The following is an 18,792-nucleotide window of genomic DNA, read 5'->3' as shown; positions in this document are numbered from 1 at the left end:
CCTTCTGTATTGACCTGTAAACGCCCTTCAAGTAAACTAAAGAGAGTTTGCAAATGAAAAGGTGATAATGTGTTAATTTCAATTAAAACGTTACAAGATGATCGTTTTTTACGTCCGCTACAAAATATTGGCGGCTTATTTTTTGAAGATAGTACGATTGGATTTGAACAAGAGGAAGCGAATCTGATCGTTGATATACACATTGAGGATAATGTGAAAGCATCCGCTCGATTAACGGATGTTAGCACAGGAAATGTGTATGAAGAAACATTCTCGAAAGATTTATCTGCTTTCACAGATGAAAAAGAGCGTATGAAGCAAGTGAAGCACGTTGTTTCTTATGTATATCTTTCTGTTCTTCAGCAGTTAACTGGACTTGAACAAAGCTGGGGTATTTTAACGGGAGTACGTCCGACGAAACTTCTTCATAAAATGCTTCAAAATGGTATGTCAAAGGAAGAAGCGCATCAAGAACTTCGTGAAAGTTATTTAATTCATGAAGAGAAGATTGAACTTCTTCAGCGCATTGTTGATTGCCAATTAGCAGTTGTTCCGGATTTATACCGTTTGAAAGAAGAAGTAAGTATTTATATCGGTATTCCGTTCTGCCCAACGAAATGTGCATACTGTACATTCCCGGCTTATGCGATTAATGGACGCCAAGGGTCTGTTGATTCGTTCTTAGGTGGTTTACATTATGAAGTTCGTGAAATTGGTAAGTTTTTAAAAGAAAAAGGTGTGAAAGTTACGACGATTTATTATGGCGGCGGTACACCTACAAGTATTACAGCAGAAGAGATGGATATGCTGTATGAAGAAATGTACGAAGCGTTCCCAGACGTGAAAAATGTACGTGAAGTTACAGTTGAGGCAGGTCGTCCAGATACGATCACGCCAGCAAAGCTAGAAGTGTTAAATAAATGGAACATTGACCGTATTAGTATTAATCCGCAGTCATACCATCAAGAGACACTAAAAGCAATTGGACGTCACCATACTGTAGAAGAAACAATTGAGAAATACCATTTAGCTCGTGAAATGGGAATGAACAATATTAATATGGACTTAATTATTGGTCTTCCTGGTGAAGGGTTAGATATCTTCAAGCATACGTTAGATGAAACAGAAAAGTTAATGCCAGAATCATTAACAGTTCATACGTTATCATTTAAACGTGCTTCTGAAATGACGCAAAACAAACGTAAATATAAAGTAGCAGGTCGCGAAGAGATTACAGCGATGATGCACGAAGCAGAAGAGTGGACGCAAAAGCATAATTACGTACCATATTACCTATATCGTCAAAAGAATATTTTAGGTAACTTAGAGAACGTTGGTTATGCAATGCCGGCGCAAGAGAGTATTTACAACATTGTCATTATGGAAGAAGTACAATCAATTATCGGACTTGGTTGCGGTGCATCAAGTAAATTTGTTCATCCGAAGACGGGGGCAATTACGCACTTCGCAAATCCGAAAGATCCAAAATCATATAACGATGGCTTTGTAAAATATACAGAAGATAAACTGAAAATTTTAGAAGAGCTATTTGTATAAGAGGGAGAGTGTTCCAAATCGGAACACTCTCTTTTTTATATTGTCAGCTTTTGTCAGTAAGGCGATATATTCGAAAAATCGCTGCTATAAATTGAATTGCGGTCGATATATTTGAAAAATCGCCAATATAATTTCATGTATCAAAGGTTTGCACGTGTTGTAAAACTATGTCGATAATAATCAGAAAAATTAGTCAAAACATTGAAGGACAATGTCTACTTATGGACGAAATGATAGATTTATGAAAGAGAAAAGGGGGAAATTGTTGGCATGTACATGACGATAGGGAGAATTTTTGATTTATCTGTTGGTAAGTATCCGAATAAAGAGGCGTTAGTGGAACCTGAAAAAAATATTCGCTGGACATATAAACAGTGGGATGAACAAATAAATAAAACGGCACACGCTTTATTAGAAGACGGAGTAAGAAAGGGAGATACAGTATCTGTTTACTTATATAACTGTCATGAATTTGTAAACGTTTACTTAGCTTGTGCGAAAATTGGTGCAATTTTTAATCCGATTAACTTTCGCTTAAAGGCGAAAGAAGTATCTTATATTCTTCAGGACGCATCCTCGAAAGTCATTGTCTTTGAAAAAGCAGTTGAGTCAACTGTTGCTATCATTGAACGAGATTTTCCAAATACATCTTTTTGGTCTATAGAAAACGATAAACCTTCCTATGCAAGTTCCTACCATGAAAAAGTGAATGCAGCATCTCCTGAGAAAGTAAATATCGAAATTGATGAAATGGACTTTTGTTCTATGCTTTATACGAGCGGTACGACAGGTCATCCGAAAGGTGTGTTACATCGTCATCGTGAAATGGCTGAGCATAGTATGATTTGTACGTATTTCCTAAAATATAATAGAGATAGTGTGGGGCTTGTTGTTGCGCCTTTATATCACTGTGGTGAATTAAATGCCGGAATCATACCACGCATTCAAGTTGGCGGGAAGAATGTTATTTTGCATCATTTTGATACAGAAACAGTATTACATACGATTCAAGAAGAAAAGATTACGACGTTCTTTGCAGCACCGACGATGTGGAATATGTTGTTGCAAAAAGATTTAACTCAGTATGATTTAACTTCAATGAAAATTGGTATATATGGCGGAGCGGCAATGGCGCCGGCGTTAGTGAAGGAATGTAAAGAACGTCTTTATATTGACCTTGTTCAAATATACGGAATGACAGAAATGGGACCAGTTGTTGCGTTTCTCGTAGAGGAGGATCAAATTACGAAAGCTGGTTCAGCAGGCACGCCATGCTTTAGCCACGAAGTTCGTATTGTGAAACCGAACGAGGAGGCACCGGCAGAACCAGATGATGTATTACCTCCTTATGAGGTGGGAGAAATTATTTTACGTGGCCCAACTATGATGGCTGGCTATCATAATCGCGAAGAGGCAAATAAAAAATCGATGTATAAAGGATGGTATCATTCTGGTGATTTAGGATACTTCGATAAAGATGGTTATTTATTCGTTGCAGATCGCGTTGATGATATGGTAATTAGCGGTGGTGTAAATATTTACCCTCGTGAAATTGAAGATTTCCTTCATAGTCATCACGGTATATTAGATGTGGCGGTACTTGGTGAGCCAGATGAATTATGGGGAGAGCGTGTGGTGGCAGTTATTGTGAAGAAAGATGAAACAATAACAGAAGCTGATTTAGAAACGTATTGCAAAGAAAGTGACGAATTAGCAGATTATAAGCGTCCGCGTCATTATTTATTTGTAGATGAACTTCCGCGTAATGCGAGCGGGAAGTTGCAGAAGTTTGTGCTGAGGGAGTCATTGAAAGGGACAAAAAAATAGAAAGTGGGGGATACCCACTTTCTATTTTTATTTGCGTGAAAAACCTTCTTCATCAAGGTATTCCGCAGCTTCTGGATAAGAGTTGAATGTACCGTCTAAGTTTACACCAGCGTACACGTTCCACATGTCATCCTCTGAAATAAGAGTAAGAATATGACCATCTTCGTTCTGCCATTCTTCTTCTTTCGCAGGTTCTACAGGTGCTACTACTTCTTCTTGTGATAGAAGGTCAATTGATTTCTCAATTACTGAACGTAACTCTTCTGCTGAAAACTCGCGGATGTTAACCATACCTTTATCATCCGTTTTGTAACCTTTAATACCGCTTGCATACACAAATCCATTTCCATTTGGGTGTAAATGAAATACAACGTTCTTTTTATCTAAACGACTTTCTTCAAAGTGGAAGTTTACACGTTTTAATGATACGTTCTTTCTTTCTAGTTCTGGGAAAGATTCAATAATCGATAATTTTTCTTCAAAAGTTAGCATAGTGCCTCCAAGTATATAGTAAAAGATTTAATTTGTTCATTATAGCATAGTTGCAATTGTTTCCAAAGATAAGGGGGAAACTTTTCATTAAATCCGTTTACGTCACGAGAATGTAAAAAGTGAGCTAACGAATGTATCTTTTTAGGTGTACAATGGAACATGGACTTTATACAAAGGTGGTTTTTTTATGTTTCAAAAAATAGCAAAGGAATGTTTAGCAGGATTTACTGTTGCGATTGTTGCGTTACCACTTGCGATTGCATTTGGTATTGCCGCGACAGGAACGTCTGAGGGAGCGCTTGTTGGATTATATGGTGCGATTTTTGCAGGTTTATTCGCAGCGTTATTTGGCGGAACACCTGGGCAAGTAACGGGGCCAACTGGACCAATTACCGTTATCGCAACTGGAGTTATTGCGACGCACGGGTTAGAGGCAAGTTTTATTGCCTTTATGATGGCAGGATTATTTCAAATTTTATTCGGTGTATGTAAGCTCGGTTCTTACGTTCGATATATTCCGTATCCTGTCGTTTCAGGATTTATGAATGGTATTGCATTAATCATTATTTTAGGTGAAATAAAGCATGTACAAAATAGTTTTCTACTTGTTGTGTTAACGATTATTGTAATGATTGTTTCTGGCAAATGGATTAAGGTGATTCCGTCTAGTTTAGTAGCACTAGTCGGTGTGACAGCTTTGCTTCCTTTATTTTCTTCTCTACTCGAAGGACTTGCAGTAAAGTTACCGATTATCGGAAATCTTTCACTAAATAAAGTAATTGAAAAGATTGGAACCATTCCAGAAGCGATGCCTACGCTTCATATTCCATCTTTAAGTGGAACAGGAATAGCAGCACTTATTTTACCAGCGCTTAGTATTGCTTTATTAGGATCGATTGACTCGTTGTTAACATCGGTCGTAATGGATAATGTGACAGGTACGCGTCATAAAAGTAATAAAGAGCTTGTTGGACAAGGTATCGGTAATATGATGAGCGGATTGTTTGGCGGATTAGCAGGTGCAGGTGCGACTGTAAGATCTATCGTGAATATAAGAAGTGGTGGTAAAACGGCACTTTCGGCATGTATGCATAGTGTTATCTTATTTATTTTTATTATGGGTCTTGGTTCGGTCGTACAATATATTCCACTTGCTGTATTATCAGGTATTTTAATTTTAACTGGTATTGGAATGTTCGATTGGGAAAGCATGAAAAAGATGCATGTCGCTCCTAAAGGTGATGTCGTTGTTATGCTCGTAACGATGATTGTAACGGTGAAGTTCGATTTAATGATTGCCGTTGCATTCGGTATTATTCTTTCGTTCATCATATATATGGTGAAATGTAAAGAACGTAAAACTTCTATCGTAAAAGAAAGAGAAGAAACGTATACAATTCAAGGACCGCTCTCTTTCCTATCAGTAGATCGTATTTTCTCTACTTTACAAGATGTGAAGTCACCAGTTGTATTACGTATGAAAGATGTGCGTTATATGGATGTATCAGGAGCTATGGCATTATTAAATTTTGTTGAGCAATCAAATAAAGTAGGGGCAAGTGTAAAGCTTGAGCAAGTACATCCAAGTATTGAAAAAACAATTGTAGTAATGGCAAGCGATGAACAGAAAGAGCAATTGAAAATCTTAAGTGTTTAGATGGCAATTAGAATATCTCACAACTTTACATAAATTATAATGTAGAGTTGTGGGATATTCTTATAATGTTTTTAGTAATATGTATCGCAGTGATAGAGAGGAAGAGCTCTTTTTGCGTAACAGAAACGGTTATAATGTGTACATATATAATGGAAGGAATTAGAAAAAGATTGTGAAGAGATAGGTTTGAATTGGTTCTGTTTTCTATTTTGAAAAAAAAACCAAGTATTCAACCTATAATAAATTTGTTATGATAACCAATGGGATAAAGTGAATCCCTATCGTTTAAAACAATATGTTTGAGAGTATATGTATAAAAGAAAAGAGAAAAAATATGAATAAAACATTTGTAAAAGGAGCAGCAATTTTAACCATTACAACTTTTTTGTCGAAATTGCTTGGTAGTTTTTTTCAAATTCCATTACAAAATATTGCAGGAGATGAAGTGCTAGGTATTTTCCGCCTTGTTTTTCCTGTATATATGATTGCTCTTACATTATCGGTAGCCGGAGTTCCACTTGCAATTTCGAAACTAATTGCAGAGTTGAACGAAAAAAATAAGCAAAAGGAAATTGCGAAATTATTTAAATCAGCGTCAATTATAGGGATAGCATTTGGCGTTTTCGGCTGTTTAGTCATTGTATTATTTTCTATTGAAATTGCAAATATGCTCGGTGGACAAGAAACTAGAATGCCGTTGCTTATTACTTCATTAGCATTACTCATTGCGCCATACATGGCGGTGTATAGAGGGTATTTCCAAGGTTTCGGTGATATGAAACCAACAGGAGTATCACAAGTCATTGAGCAATTTGTCCGTGTGTTTTTTATGTTAATAATTGCTTACATACTAGTATCGTGGGATAAGAGTAATACTGTTATTACTAGTGGTGCGATGGTTGGCTCTTTTCTTGGAGTCATTAGTTCGCTTATATATTTGCGTATAAAATATAATAGAAGTCCATACTACAATAAAAGCAATTCCTATTCGCTCCGAGATTTAAGAGAAAACGGCAAAAAGATATTGCGGGTATCGATCCCAATCGCTATCGGAGCTTTATCAATGCCGCTTTTAAATTTAGTAGACTCGCTTACAATACCGCATGTATTACAAGGATCATCAACAGAAATTCAAGAACAATTTGGAATATACAGTCGCGGTTTTGCATTCACGCAAATAATTGTTATTTTTGCAAGTGCAATTGTATTTCCGTTAATACCACTCTTAACTTCCGCATTGGCCAAAAGAGATATAAATTTGGCGAAAATAACAATTCAAAATACAAATCGACTAGCGCATGTTTTGACAGCACCATTAACAGTATGGTTGATGGCATTAACAGTACCGTTAAATGTCGGATTGTTCACAGACGTAAAAGGCAGTAGTATGTTAACAGTTATGATTGGCAGTTCGTATTTTACTGCGGTTATGGTATTATCAATAGGTGTTTTACAGGGGATTAATCGTTCTGCACAAGCTGCATGGATTGTTATTGGCGCGAGTTGTGTGAAAGTCGTGTTAAACATTATGTTAGTGCAGAAGTTTGGCATAGATGGAGCGGCGTATAGTACATTAATTACTTACGTATTGATTTGTATTGTAAATCATTTGTATATTCGAAGCTATATTGCCTATTCTATTCATTTCAAAAACTTTTTCGGTGTGCTAGCAATAGCATGTATTTTCGGACTAGGATTGTATGAACTATGTAATGTGATAGATGTTACATCTTCAAGAATTATGACGTTATTATTCAGTGGTATAGCATTAAGTATTACAACCATTTTGTATGGTGTATGTGCTTTGAAATTAAAATGGATATCAATAAAAAAAATACCATTTTTGAAAAGATAAATATAGAAATTTAATTTTTTATTAAAATTCATATGAGCTGATAAAGAGGAAACTATGTAGGGTATTAAGTGTTTAGGTAAGGAATGGGTACCAGTTTATGTTAGATGAAATAAACGGTTACCTAGTTTTGGAGGAGATTTAGGGTGCGTTTAGTCTTATCAGGATATTATGGTTTTTATAATGTTGGAGACGAGGCGATTCTACAATCAATTATTGAATCGTTAAGTAAAGAGAACCCGGATATAGAACTAGTAGTACTATCAAATGATTCTAAATATACAAAGGAAAGGTATGGTGTAGAATCGGTAGATCGCTGGAATATAAAAGCTGTTTATCATGCAATCAAAAACAGTGATGGAGTTATTAGCGGTGGCGGGAGCCTTCTTCAAGATCAGACAAGTACGAAGAGTATTCTATATTATACGGGTATTATGGGACTCGCTCGATTATTAAAAAAGCCGTATTATATTTATTCACAAGGAATAGGTCCAATTACAAAAGGATATAATCGTCTATTAGTAAAATGGAACTTGTCAAAAGCTTCCTATGTATCAGTTCGAGATGAAGATTCGTTTTTATATTTAAAAGAACTTGGCATAAAAAACGATATTGAAATTGTTCCAGACCCTGTTTTAACATGGAAACGGACAAAACAATCGGATTGGTTGCAAAAGCATTCGATACATGGAAAAGTAATCGCGGTTAGTGTGCGTTATTGGAATTCAAAAGAAGATTATGTAAAAAAATTAGCTACGGCATTAAAAAAATTAAAGCAAGAAGGATACCAAATTCTATTTGTTCCAATGCATGAGCCATTTGATCAAAAAGCTTCGCGTGAAGTAGTAGACTTAATGGGAGAAGAGACGTATATGCTTCCATATAAAATGGATATCGACGAGAAAATATTCATTTTATCACAATGTTCATTACTAATTGGTATGCGTCTTCATGCACTTGTTTTTTCTGCTGTAGCCAAAACTCCAATGGTCGGGATTTCGTACGATCCGAAAATTGATTCGTTTTTAAGTCAAGTGAATCAGCCAGTTATAGGAAGTGTGGATGGCGAATGGAGTGCGGAGTATTTATATGAAATTGCGAAAAAGCAATTAATGCAACAAGGAACTGTGGAGCAAGAGTTACAATTAATAATAGATGAGCTTCGGTTGCAAGGCAAACAGGCAACAAAGAAACTCATTGATCATATGGAAAAAGACACTTTATTAAAAAAGTAAAGTGTCTTTTGTTTTGAATTTAATGAAAATTATAATTATAAAAACGTTTTATTTTAATTCCTATTTATTATGCTAAAATGATTGCGATTATTATATAATCAAATTTGTGATAATAAATTCGTAGATTACGAGGAGGATAACCTTGAAGACTTTTTCAAAAGGTATAACAGCAGTGGCATTAACGGGATCATTACTTTTAACTCCTATTTCAAGTTATGCGGCAAATGATGATATTACAGGACATATGTTTGAGACGCATATGCGCTCACTTATTACTAAAGGAGTTTTAATGGGGTATGGTGAGAATGTATATGCGCCTGATAAATTAGTAACAAGAGCAGAGTTTGCTACATTCATAGCAAGGTCTTTAAATTTACCGAAAGCTGATTCGAATTTCGAGGATGTGCCGAAGACTTACGGTTTATATGATGGTGTAAGTAGAGCATATGGAGCGAAAATTATTAATGGTCGTACGAACGAGACGTTCTCACCAAATGATGTGATTACACGTGAAGAAATGTCGATAATGGTAAAGCGAGCATTAGACTATAAAAATATTAAAGTAGCTGTAAGTCCGCTTACCTTTACTGATAAAGATAGTATTAACTATAAAGAGCATGTACAAGTTATGGTGGCTACTCAAATTATTAAAGGGTATCCAGAAGATAATACATTTAGACCACATTTATCAGCTACAAGAGGGATGGCTTCAGCTATGTTGGATCGTATGCTTCAGACGATTGAAAAAAACGGAAATAGCAATCCTGTAGAAACTAAGAAATATGTTGTGACAAATGTAAGAGAAAACGGAACAGAGCAAGAAGTAGAGCGCTATAATACGTATAAAGAGGCAGTTACGGCTGCTCAAAATAAAGGTATGAATGCGGTAAAATACGAGAACGAATTCTTATGGATTAAAGATGGTTTTGCAAGTGCGAAAAGAATAACTGGGCAAAACATCATTAATATTTATGATGAGAATTTGTCAACAGTATATACGTATATTCAGTATGGAACAGAATTGAAAGTGTTAGAAGTTGGCGAAGATCGTGTGAAAGTTCAACTTTCTGGTTTGACAGGTTATGTGAAGAAGAATGAAATCACTTTAATTCCTACAAATGAAATGAAACAGTCGTCTTATTATGTGAAATCAGATGGATATTTATACCATAAATATTATACATATAATACAAGTTCACCTGGATATACAGAATTTAGATATGGTGTGGCACCTTCTTTCATGAAGCAAGGACAGCAAATGTATAGTGTAGATGGAAAAACATTTGGAGATGAAACTTTCTATCAATATTTCAATTATTTATCATTACGTTCGAAAACAAATTATACAGCTGAACAACTAGATAGTTATGTGAAATCGATTAAGCCAGACTCTCCATTAATTGGTTTAGGAAAGAAATTTAAAGAAGTAGAAAGCAAGTATAATGTAAATGCATTATTCTTATATTCATTAGCAATCCATGAAAGTTATTATGGAACAAGCGCTCTTGCAAAAGATAAAAATAATTTATTTGGTTTAAAAGCAACAGACGATAGTCCATATGGTAACGGGGAAGCATTTAATTCAAAAGAAGATTGTATTGAACATGCAGCAAAATTATACATGAATGAAGGATATTTAAATCCAGGACATTGGCGTTATACAGCAACATATACAGGTGATAAAGCTGCTGGTTTAAATGCGAAATATGCATCTGATGCGAACTGGGGTAAAAAAGTAGCGGGGCATATGAACCGTTTTGATTCTTATTTAGGTAAAAAAGAATACAACAAGTATAAACTTGCACGTGTGATGAATAACGTAGAAGTGAAAAAGAATCCTAGTATATCAAATGAGCGACTGTATCGTTTAAATACAAATGTAGTTGTCACAGTTACTGGTGAAGAAATAATAAATGGAAAAGCGTGGATTAAAGTTATTTCAGATAATCCTACTGTAACTGAAGCCTATATCGCAAAAGAAAGCTTAGAGTACGTAAAACATTAATTAAATAAAAAAGAAGGTGCTACTGACATTTCGTAGCACCTTCTTTCTATTCAATTTCAAAATCAACAATGATGTAAGCTAGTATAACAACGAAGAAAATACTAACGGCTGGCGCTGTTAATACGTGGCCAGACATAAAACCAATGCCAAGTGATAGAACGAGTGTGCTCGCTAATAGCATATACTTTACTTTCATGATTTTCTTAAAGTTTGTGATCATGCTGATGAATAATTTAATACCAAAGTATAGAAGTGGTAGTAAGTAAATAAGGAAACCGACAATGCCAAAGGCGAAAAATAGGTCATGGAAGTCCATTTCAATTAATTTAATTTTATCTGTGTAGTTACCAGCGTAACCCATTCCGAATAGTTTTTGTGAAAGCGGTGCGTCTTTATAGTATTGTTTGTATGTTTTTAAGAATTTGTCGCGATCACTATAAATTAAACTTTTCACTTCAGAATCTGTAAGTTCACCTTTTGCATGTTTTTTTGCATCTTCTGGATCTTCTTTAATTACTTTTCCTTCTTTTCGATCTTTCTCTTCTTGTACTGATTTTTTGTATTCGTATATTTGCATGTGAATGCCCATATTTTTTGCGATAGGAGTATGCGGTGTAAGAGCAATTAAACCTCCTAGTATAACTGCGGCAATAATGGTATTTACAATATGTGTAAATCCCTTTCCTTCTTTTTTACGATTTATCATGTATTCAATGAATGAGAAGAAAAGTGCTACGCCTAATGTAATAACAATTGCGCCATATCCGACTTTCGTTCCGACCATAATACTTGCATACATCGCAAGTATTGTTGGAATCCAGTAATATATTTTCGAGAAAGAAGTTGTTTTATGTATCGAATATAAGACAATGATTGGGAACATAATGGCGAAAAGAGAACTTAAATCATTTCCAGCGAAGAACCAACCTCTTGAACCGATTTTTGAGTGAGGATAGCTTGGGAAATCTGTTCCAGTTTGCATTGCGACAATCATTGTAATGCTTAAAATTAAAGTTGCATATAAGAAATATGTAATGATTTTATGAAATACATACTCTTTATTTTTTAGCTCTTTAAAGGCGATAATATATCCAAACAGTAGCACAATTGGATATATGCTCTTTAAGATGAATTTAACTTCTTCTCCAAATGAAACTGGAGATTTAACCATCATATTATTTACAAGACCGATTGCGAGTGCGATTCCGAGTAAACATAAATAGAGGATGTACTTTTTCGCATCTTGTTGTTTGTGATGAAGAAGTAGGTATCCTAATGCAAGAAGCATAAAGGCGAAACGGACTACAACTCCAACTGTTGCGTTCATGTGTAATATATAGATTGAAAAAGATGTTAATAAATCTAAAATTGGTTGAAACACAATGAATAGCAATAGGAAATGTGGGAAGTAGTTATCCGTTTGTTTCAACTTAGTAACCATATGTTCCTCCAGTTCTTCATTCCTTTATTACAACACCCAAAAGATGGGTATAAAGCCTTTTTTACATAGTAAGGCGAATGAATTTCAATATTTGTTTTTTATCAAACTTAAGAATACACCATTTCATTGTAATGGTAAATAGATGAAAAGCATGGATAAACCGACTTTAATTTCTATATTTTTCAACGGAATTGTATGTTTTATACGATATATGTACAAATTGCGAGATTATTAGACAGAAAATTAAGAAAAAAGAAGGGTTTTTCAGTGGTTTTCTATAATTATATAAGTATAATCTTTATGGAGAAAAGAGGGGTATATATAATGGAAATAACAAGTAAAACAGAATCTGTCGTTGTGAAATATGAAGGCCACGTTGCAACGGTTATGGTCAATCGTCCAGAGGTGTTAAATGCGTTAGATGAGCCGACATTAAAAGAGTTATTACAAAAGTTGAAAGAAGTAGCGGAAAGTTCTGTGCATATCGTTGTGTTATGCGGGAACGGCCGTGGTTTTTCTGCGGGTGGGGATATTAAATCGATGCTTTCAAGTAATGATGAAAGTAAGTTCGATGGTATTATGAATACCATTTCTGAAGTTGTCGTGACATTATATACGATGCCGAAGCTTGTTATTAGTGCAATTCATGGACCAACTGCAGGTCTTGGATTAAGTATTGCGTTAACAGCTGATTATGTAATGGCGGATATATCATCTGTTATTGCAATGAACTTTATTGGAATCGCTTTAATTCCAGATGGAGGCGGTCATTTCTTCCTTCAAAAGCGCGTCGGTGAAAATATGACGAAGCAAATTATTTGGGAAGGTAAGAAATTATCAGCGACAGAAGCGCTTGATATCGGCTTAATTGATGAAGTAATCGGCGAAGATTTCCAAACGGCTGTGAAGCAAAAAATTAATGAATGGTCACAAAAACCGATTAAAGCAATGATTCAAACGAAGCAAATTTTATGTGAAGTAAATCGCTCTAATTTAGAGCAAACATTGCAATTAGAAAAGCGTGGTCAATATGCAATGAGACAAACAGCGGATCATAAAGAAGGAATTGCTGCGTTTTTAGAGAAACGTTTACCAGCATTTAAAGGGGAATAAAGTTTGTCCATTCCTCATGAGTAGCTCGTTAATTCGGGATAAAGGGGAGAAAGTGCTAACACATTTTAGTATAATTGTGTTAGCACTTTTTTTTAAGGAGTAATACATGAAGAGAATGATCGGTGTTATCACTATTATTTTGCTTACATATTCTGCTTTGCATAGTACACCATCTTTGGCAGTTCGGACTGCGTTATTTTTTGAGGGACATCCAAGTGTTGCGTTTTCTGGTGGGGTGACGAAAGAAAAAGATGTGAAAAAAGAAGCGATTCCAGATGAGTACCAAACTCTATATGGTAAGGAAGAAAACTCAGAGCACTATTTCTTTCCGCATGTAAGAGCACATGAATCAGGAATTGATATGTTAAGTGCATGCGTGAAGAAAAAATGGTTTTTCTATAAAGCAGAGCTCGGGTGTTATTAAATATAGGAGGATGAATGATGTCAGCATATAACAAGTTAGTAAGAGATCGTGTTCCAGAGAAGATTTTAATGTCTGGAAAAACGTATACCGCACAAAAATTAACAGGTCAAGCATACATACAAGCTTTAGCGAAAATTGGAACGGAAGAAATTCGAGAATTTGCTTCTATGAAAGAACGTGAACATGCGCTAGATTCTCTTGCGGATGCACTAGAAGTAATCATTTCATTAGCACGTGCGGAAGGTGCATCAATTGAAGATGTGGAACGCCTTCGTAAGAAAAAAGAAGTAGAGCGCGGTGGATTTGAAAGAGGGATTTATTTATTAGATGTCTCGGAAGAATAGTTTAATAGGAAAAGCATAGCGTTAATGAGTAACGCTATGCTTTTTTGTTGCAATGAAGCTAATAATGAAGAAAATAGCTGTTAATATCCAGCCGATTGTAATAGAAGTAGTAGTATGAACGGCATAAGAAACTTGTAAACAAAATAATGATGCTAAAAACCAAATGAGTGCAATGTGTATATATTTTTTTGATATATTCATATTTCAGGACTCCTTTTGTATACTAAAAAGAATTTTACTACAATTTAGAAAATTAAGCTATATAAGTAGAGGTTTTCTGGTGAATTTTGTATACTGAATAGTAGAGAAAATGAGGAGGAAACGACAATGGCACATCATGCGAGAGAAACGATGGAACTTATTAAGGAGCTTGTCTCTATTCCGAGTCCGTCTGGAAATACAGCAAAAATTATTGATTTTATTGAAAACTATGTCAGTGAGTGGAATGTAGAAACGAAACGTAACAATAAAGGCGCTCTTATTTTAACGGTAAAAGGGAAGAATGATGCGCAGCACCGCTTATTAACGGCACACGTTGATACGTTAGGTGCGATGGTGAAAGAAATTAAGCCTGATGGTCGCCTGAGTCTTTCTATGATTGGTGGATTTCGCTGGAACTCTGTAGAAGGAGAATATTGCGAAATTGAAACATCAAGTGGCAAGACGTATACAGGAACGATTTTAATGCATCAAACATCTGTACATGTATATAAAGATGCAGGTGAAGCAAAACGCGATGAGAAAAATATTGAAGTTCGTATTGATGAGCGCGTATTTTCAGCTGATGAAGTACGCGAATTAGGAATTGAAGTAGGAGACTTCGTTTCATTTGATCCGCGCGTTCAAATTACAGAGAGTGGATACATAAAATCACGTCATTTAGATGACAAAGTAAGTGTTGCGATTTTATTAAAATTAATTAAAAGATTACAAGATGAAAACGTAACATTACCATATACGACGCATTTCTTAATTTCTAATAATGAAGAGATTGGATACGGTGGTAATTCTAATATTCCAGAAGAAACTGTTGAATACTTAGCAGTTGATATGGGAGCGTTAGGTGATGGACAAACATCTGATGAATATACAGTATCTATTTGTGCAAAAGACTCTAGCGGCCCGTACCATTACGCTTTACGTAAACATTTAGTAGAGCTTGCGAAAACGAATCATATTGAATATAAAGTAGATATTTATCCGTACTACGCATCTGATGCATCAGCTGCGATTCGTGCGGGATTTGACGTGAAACATGCGTTAATTGGAGCGGGTATTGATTCTTCTCACGCATTTGAACGTACACATGAAAGTTCTATTGCGCATACAGAATCATTAGTGTATGCATATGTAATGTCTAATTTAATTGAAGAATAATTTCATAGATAATAGAGAGCTGATTAAAAATATTATTTTTAATCAGCTTTTTATTTGGCGAAGCGATTAGGAGACATGTTCTAATCGCTTTTTTAGCCCGCTATTTGTGGGCTGATTAAAGTTTTATTTTATATACATTCATTATAAGTTATATATATGCGATTTTTATTATACGGCGGGAAAACGTATTTACTATAGATATATAATGTTATACACTATGAAAGGAATTAATTAATAGTTAATATGTTTTAGTTAGCTTGATTAAAAAAATTGTATGAATATGAAGTTTTGAGAGGAGATTTATTTTTCATGAAGTACAAAGCAATAGCCGCAGGTTTATTAGCAGCAAATTTACTAGCACATCCAATTAGTAGTTTAGCAGAAACGAAGAAATTTCCTGATGTTTCAGATAGTGCGTGGTCGAAAGACGCAATTTATTATTTAGTAGAGAGAAATGTAATTAACGGTATGCCAGATGGTAACTTTATGCCATACGGAAATTTAACACGTGCCCAGGCAGCAAAGATTATCGCAACAGCAATTGGTGCTAAAGTAGATCCAAATGCAAAGCCGTCTTATAATGATGCAAAAAATAGTTGGGCAGCTTCATTTATTGCAGCCATGGAAAAAGAGAATATTATTAAAGGGCGAGAACCAGGAGTATTTGATCCTGAAGGAAAAGTAACTCGTGCTGAAATGGCAGCTATGCTTGTAAGAGCATATAATCTGAAGAGCAAAGTAACAGGACCAGTTCCTACAAAATTCGCTGATTTAGAGAATCATTGGGGTAAAGAAGAAGTTAATATTTTAGTAGAATTAAAACTTTCTTTAGGTACAGAGAATGGCTGGAAACCGAATGATTCTATTACGCGTGAACAAGCAGCTCAGCTTACTGCGCAAACAGATAAATTTAGCAAGAATAGTGATCGTCCAGTAGAAACAAAGAAAATGTACATAGATAGAAAATTCATTACATATCACGCACCATCATTAAGTTCTGGGATTAGTGCAAATCAGCATAATCCACAAATGGTTGAAATTAAAGAAGAACGAGATGGATGGATCAAAATTGCAACAAGTAAAGGTGATAAATGGACACCTTTAGTAGAGAAAACAGAAGTTATTAATGAAGGATTCACTACTTATGCAGAAGCTTCTTCTTCTTCAAAAGTAATGGGAACACATAGCGCACAACAAGTAACTGTTATTGAAGAGAACGGCAGCTGGATTCGTATCCGCATGGGCGCTGGTTTCCAATGGGTTAATAAAAATCAATTAAATCCAGTGAAGCAGGGTAACTTCTTAGAAGGAAAAGCGATTATCATTGACCCAGGTCATGGCGGAGTTGATTCAGGTAATCCAGGTTATTATGAGAAAGAAAGTGAAACTGTATTAGATGTATCATTGCGATTACAGAAGATATTTGAGAAAAAGACACCATTTACTGTGTTATTCACTCGTACAGATGATACACGTCCAGGAACAAGTGCTTCTGATTCTTTAAAGAAACGTGTAGAATTTGCTCAAAAAAATAATGGGGATATTTTTGTAAGCATTCATGGTAATGGCACGGAAGAGAAAAATGGACAAGGTACAGAAACGTTCTACTATGAATCAGCGACAGCAAGAGGAACAAATCCTAACGTATCAGAAAGTCGTTTACTAGCAGAAAAAATTCAAGAGCGTCTTGTAGATGCACTGGGAACAAAAGATCGTGGTGTGAAAAAAGGCGATTTATACGTAATTAGAGAAAATACAATGCCAGCTGTATTAGCAGAATTAGCATTTGTAGATAATAAAAGTGATGCAGATAAAATAGCTACACCAGCGCAAAGACAAAATGCAGCGGAAGCTATTTATCAAGGTATTTTAGATTACTATGAAGAAATGGGTAACAACGTGTCTTCTTTCCGTTAATAAATAATAAGAGATTGCCATTGGCAGTCTCTTTTATTTATTAACGTTTCTCTTTATTTCCGGCATATGATATCATTTAATTTTATATACAAAAGAAAAGTATTGAGTAATTGTAATCATAACAATTTTAAACGATAGAGGATGATAATAGATTGAATAATCATAGTAAAACACCTGCCTGTATATATACGTATGCATTTCGTGAGGAGGAGCGTGCTTTATGTTACTTGGAAATGCGCTCGTTCTTTGGAATGGAGTCGCACGTTAATATTTTAAAAAGTGATGTAAAAATTGACCCGAGTAGAAGTGCGTTTATGAAAGAGCGCGTTGAGGTTATGTATGAAGGGGACGACTTAGAAAGCATTTTAAAACAAGTGGAACAAATTGATTTGGCGGGAGCGACATTTAAAGTTATTTTCGTTAAAATCAATGACCTCGTTGGGGAGAATAAAATTGAATATGGAGAAAGACGTCTTATTGAACGAGACCTTGGCATGCATATCGAAGGAGAAGCGGATGTTCGTAATCCAGAGCGTGTATTCGGGATTGTTCCTCTTGGAGGACGCTGGTACTTCGGGCACTATGTAGAAAGCGAACCAGTTTGGTATCATCACATAAAAAAACCGCATAGCTATTCGACATCACTTAGCACACGTGTTGCGAGATCAGTTGCAAATATCGCTGTACCAAATCCAGAGGGAGTACGAGCAATTGACCCGTGCTGCGGTATTGGAACAGTAGTAGTAGAAGCACTTTCTATGGGGATTAATATCGTTGGTAGAGATATAAATCCACTTGTAGTTCTTGGAACGAGAAAAAACATCGCACATTTTGGATTTGAAGGAACAGTAACAAAAGGTCCAATTGAGGAAATTACTGAGAACTATGACGTTGCCATTATCGATATGCCATACGACTTATTTACGCATGCCACACCAGAAGACCAGCTCTCCATTCTTTCAAGTGCGCGCCGCATTGCTAAAAAGGTAGTCGTTGTCACGATGGAAACAATGGATGACATGATCCATGAAGCAGGATTTGAAATTACAGATCGCTGTATTACAAGAAAAGGATCATTTACTAGACAAATTCTTGTTTGTGAATAAGAAAGGAAGGTCACCCGTTTGGGTGACCTTTTTAGTGTAGTTTGATGTGTGATTGATTGGCAGTTTGCAGGTGGAGATAAGTTGATATTGTGATAGGAGTCTATTACTGTTCTTTTAATTTTTCTTGTTGTGCGATTAATAAATTGCGTAATATGTGTCCGCGGTAACTTTCTAGTTTTCGTCCTTCATGATAGCGCACACCTAATTTTTTTAGTTCAGCTACGTACCAGCCTTTTGTTCCGTAATACATGAGATCACTTCCTTTTGCTTTTGAACAGTATATGTTGGGGGGAGAAGTAACTTTACATTGAAAATAATAATGGTAAAAGGAATTTTGCATGTGTGTACGAGAGGAATCGCAAAGTTATCGAGGTGTTTTATAACGTAACGTCCAAGCCGTGTATAAAAAAGTAGACAGTTGTATATGAATTTGTTGAAAAAAGAA

The 18,792-nt window shown here is 35.4% G+C and carries 15 protein-coding genes and 1 pseudogene; 12 read left to right on the top strand and 4 right to left on the bottom strand.

Annotation, left to right across the window (positions count from 1 at the left end):
• Positions 1 to 69: 69 nt before the first annotated feature.
• Both ASE54_RS32520 and ASE54_RS32515 read left to right on the top strand, forming a co-directional pair.
• A complete protein-coding gene (locus ASE54_RS32520) occupies positions 70 to 1,557 on the top strand; it encodes a coproporphyrinogen III oxidase (protein WP_000908775.1) in 1,488 nt (495 codons plus the stop codon).
• A gap of 270 nt (positions 1,558 to 1,827) precedes the next feature.
• Positions 1,828 to 3,384: a fatty acid--CoA ligase gene (locus ASE54_RS32515; protein ID WP_000281974.1), complete on the top strand. Its 1,557-nt coding sequence runs from the start codon at positions 1,828 to 1,830 to the stop codon at positions 3,382 to 3,384.
• 27 nt (positions 3,385 to 3,411) lie between these two features.
• Here ASE54_RS32515 and ASE54_RS32510 read toward each other — a convergent pair whose 3' ends face one another.
• Complete coding sequence (locus ASE54_RS32510; RefSeq protein WP_000954998.1) at positions 3,412 to 3,876, bottom strand: hypothetical protein; 465 nt, start codon at positions 3,874 to 3,876, stop codon at positions 3,412 to 3,414.
• Positions 3,877 to 4,063: 187 nt separating this feature from the next.
• Between ASE54_RS32510 and ASE54_RS32505 the strand changes: the two genes are divergently transcribed.
• The 4 genes from ASE54_RS32505 (at position 4,064) to ASE54_RS32490 (ending at position 10,625) form a co-directional block, all read left to right on the top strand.
• Positions 4,064 to 5,533 (top strand): SulP family inorganic anion transporter, encoded by a 1,470-nt coding sequence (locus tag ASE54_RS32505; protein ID WP_000486670.1) that lies wholly within the window; start codon positions 4,064 to 4,066, stop codon positions 5,531 to 5,533.
• A gap of 334 nt (positions 5,534 to 5,867) precedes the next feature.
• A complete protein-coding gene (locus ASE54_RS32500; protein WP_001044004.1) occupies positions 5,868 to 7,388 on the top strand; it encodes a polysaccharide biosynthesis protein in 1,521 nt (506 codons plus the stop codon).
• Positions 7,389 to 7,531: 143 nt separating this feature from the next.
• Positions 7,532 to 8,620, top strand: coding sequence for a polysaccharide pyruvyl transferase CsaB (gene csaB, locus ASE54_RS32495; protein WP_001241599.1), 1,089 nt, complete (start codon positions 7,532 to 7,534; stop codon positions 8,618 to 8,620).
• Between the two features lie 142 nt (positions 8,621 to 8,762).
• Positions 8,763 to 10,625 carry an S-layer homology domain-containing protein gene (locus ASE54_RS32490; protein ID WP_000847500.1) on the top strand — a complete coding sequence of 621 codons (1,863 nt, stop codon included), beginning with the start codon at positions 8,763 to 8,765 and terminating at the stop codon, positions 10,623 to 10,625.
• A gap of 46 nt (positions 10,626 to 10,671) precedes the next feature.
• On the opposite strand, the gene ASE54_RS32485 is transcribed toward ASE54_RS32490, so the two are convergent.
• Positions 10,672 to 12,066: an O-antigen ligase family protein gene (locus tag ASE54_RS32485; protein WP_000256697.1), complete on the bottom strand. Its 1,395-nt coding sequence runs from the start codon at positions 12,064 to 12,066 to the stop codon at positions 10,672 to 10,674.
• 300 nt (positions 12,067 to 12,366) lie between these two features.
• On the opposite strand from ASE54_RS32485, the gene ASE54_RS32480 reads away from it, so the two are divergent.
• From ASE54_RS32480 to ASE54_RS32470, 3 genes are all read left to right on the top strand, one after another.
• Entirely contained in the window at positions 12,367 to 13,179 is an 813-nt protein-coding gene (locus ASE54_RS32480) for an enoyl-CoA hydratase (protein ID WP_003276890.1), read from the top strand.
• A 106-nt stretch (positions 13,180 to 13,285) separates the two neighbouring features.
• Entirely contained in the window at positions 13,286 to 13,603 is a 318-nt protein-coding gene (locus tag ASE54_RS32475; protein WP_000827125.1) for a hypothetical protein, read from the top strand.
• Between the two features lie 17 nt (positions 13,604 to 13,620).
• A complete protein-coding gene (locus ASE54_RS32470) occupies positions 13,621 to 13,947 on the top strand; it encodes a nucleoside triphosphate pyrophosphohydrolase (protein WP_001277348.1) in 327 nt (108 codons plus the stop codon).
• Positions 13,948 to 13,968: 21 nt separating this feature from the next.
• Here the strand turns inward: ASE54_RS32470 and ASE54_RS32465 are convergent, their stop codons facing one another.
• Positions 13,969 to 14,148, bottom strand: a complete 180-nt coding sequence (locus ASE54_RS32465) for a hypothetical protein (protein WP_001027087.1) — start codon at positions 14,146 to 14,148, stop codon at positions 13,969 to 13,971.
• Positions 14,149 to 14,274: 126 nt separating this feature from the next.
• Between ASE54_RS32465 and ASE54_RS32460 the strand changes: the two genes are divergently transcribed.
• From ASE54_RS32460 to ASE54_RS32450, 3 genes are all read left to right on the top strand, one after another.
• On the top strand, positions 14,275 to 15,324 hold the full coding sequence (locus ASE54_RS32460; protein WP_000930043.1) for a M42 family metallopeptidase: 1,050 nt from the start codon (positions 14,275 to 14,277) through the stop codon (positions 15,322 to 15,324).
• A gap of 309 nt (positions 15,325 to 15,633) precedes the next feature.
• Positions 15,634 to 17,241 (top strand): N-acetylmuramoyl-L-alanine amidase, encoded by a 1,608-nt coding sequence (locus tag ASE54_RS32455; RefSeq protein ID WP_000875337.1) that lies wholly within the window; start codon positions 15,634 to 15,636, stop codon positions 17,239 to 17,241.
• A 152-nt stretch (positions 17,242 to 17,393) separates the two neighbouring features.
• On the top strand, positions 17,394 to 18,347 hold the full coding sequence (locus ASE54_RS32450) for a methyltransferase domain-containing protein (protein ID WP_001059321.1): 954 nt from the start codon (positions 17,394 to 17,396) through the stop codon (positions 18,345 to 18,347).
• Between the two features lie 103 nt (positions 18,348 to 18,450).
• Here ASE54_RS32450 and ASE54_RS36075 read toward each other — a convergent pair.
• Positions 18,451 to 18,680: pseudogene (locus ASE54_RS36075) on the bottom strand (YflJ family protein).
• Positions 18,681 to 18,792: the final 112 nt, after the last annotated feature.

The sequence above is a fragment of the Bacillus sp. Root131 genome (assembly GCF_001429475.1).
Classification (GTDB): Bacteria; Bacillota; Bacilli; order Bacillales; family Bacillaceae_G; genus Bacillus_A; species Bacillus_A thuringiensis_S.
This window is presented reverse-complemented; position numbering and strand designations above follow the sequence as displayed.

Bases quoted from the DNA above. Each gene is read 5' to 3' on its own strand.
- ASE54_RS32480 (WP_003276890.1), top strand. From the start codon at position 12,367: ATGGAGAAAAGAGGGGTATATATAATGGAAATAACAAGTAAAACAGAA.
- ASE54_RS32470 (WP_001277348.1), top strand. From the start codon at position 13,621: ATGTCAGCATATAACAAGTTAGTAAGAGATCGTGTTCCAGAGAAGATT.
- ASE54_RS32465 (WP_001027087.1), bottom strand. From the start codon at position 14,148: ATGAATATATCAAAAAAATATATACACATTGCACTCATTTGGTTTTTA.
- ASE54_RS32515 (WP_000281974.1), top strand. From the start codon at position 1,828: ATGTACATGACGATAGGGAGAATTTTTGATTTATCTGTTGGTAAGTAT.
- ASE54_RS32460 (WP_000930043.1), top strand. From the start codon at position 14,275: ATGGCACATCATGCGAGAGAAACGATGGAACTTATTAAGGAGCTTGTC.
- ASE54_RS32455 (WP_000875337.1), top strand. From the start codon at position 15,634: ATGAAGTACAAAGCAATAGCCGCAGGTTTATTAGCAGCAAATTTACTA.
- ASE54_RS32475 (WP_000827125.1), top strand. From the start codon at position 13,286: ATGAAGAGAATGATCGGTGTTATCACTATTATTTTGCTTACATATTCT.
- ASE54_RS32510 (WP_000954998.1), bottom strand. From the start codon at position 3,876: ATGCTAACTTTTGAAGAAAAATTATCGATTATTGAATCTTTCCCAGAA.
- ASE54_RS32505 (WP_000486670.1), top strand. From the start codon at position 4,064: ATGTTTCAAAAAATAGCAAAGGAATGTTTAGCAGGATTTACTGTTGCG.
- ASE54_RS32500 (WP_001044004.1), top strand. From the start codon at position 5,868: ATGAATAAAACATTTGTAAAAGGAGCAGCAATTTTAACCATTACAACT.
- ASE54_RS32485 (WP_000256697.1), bottom strand. From the start codon at position 12,066: ATGGTTACTAAGTTGAAACAAACGGATAACTACTTCCCACATTTCCTA.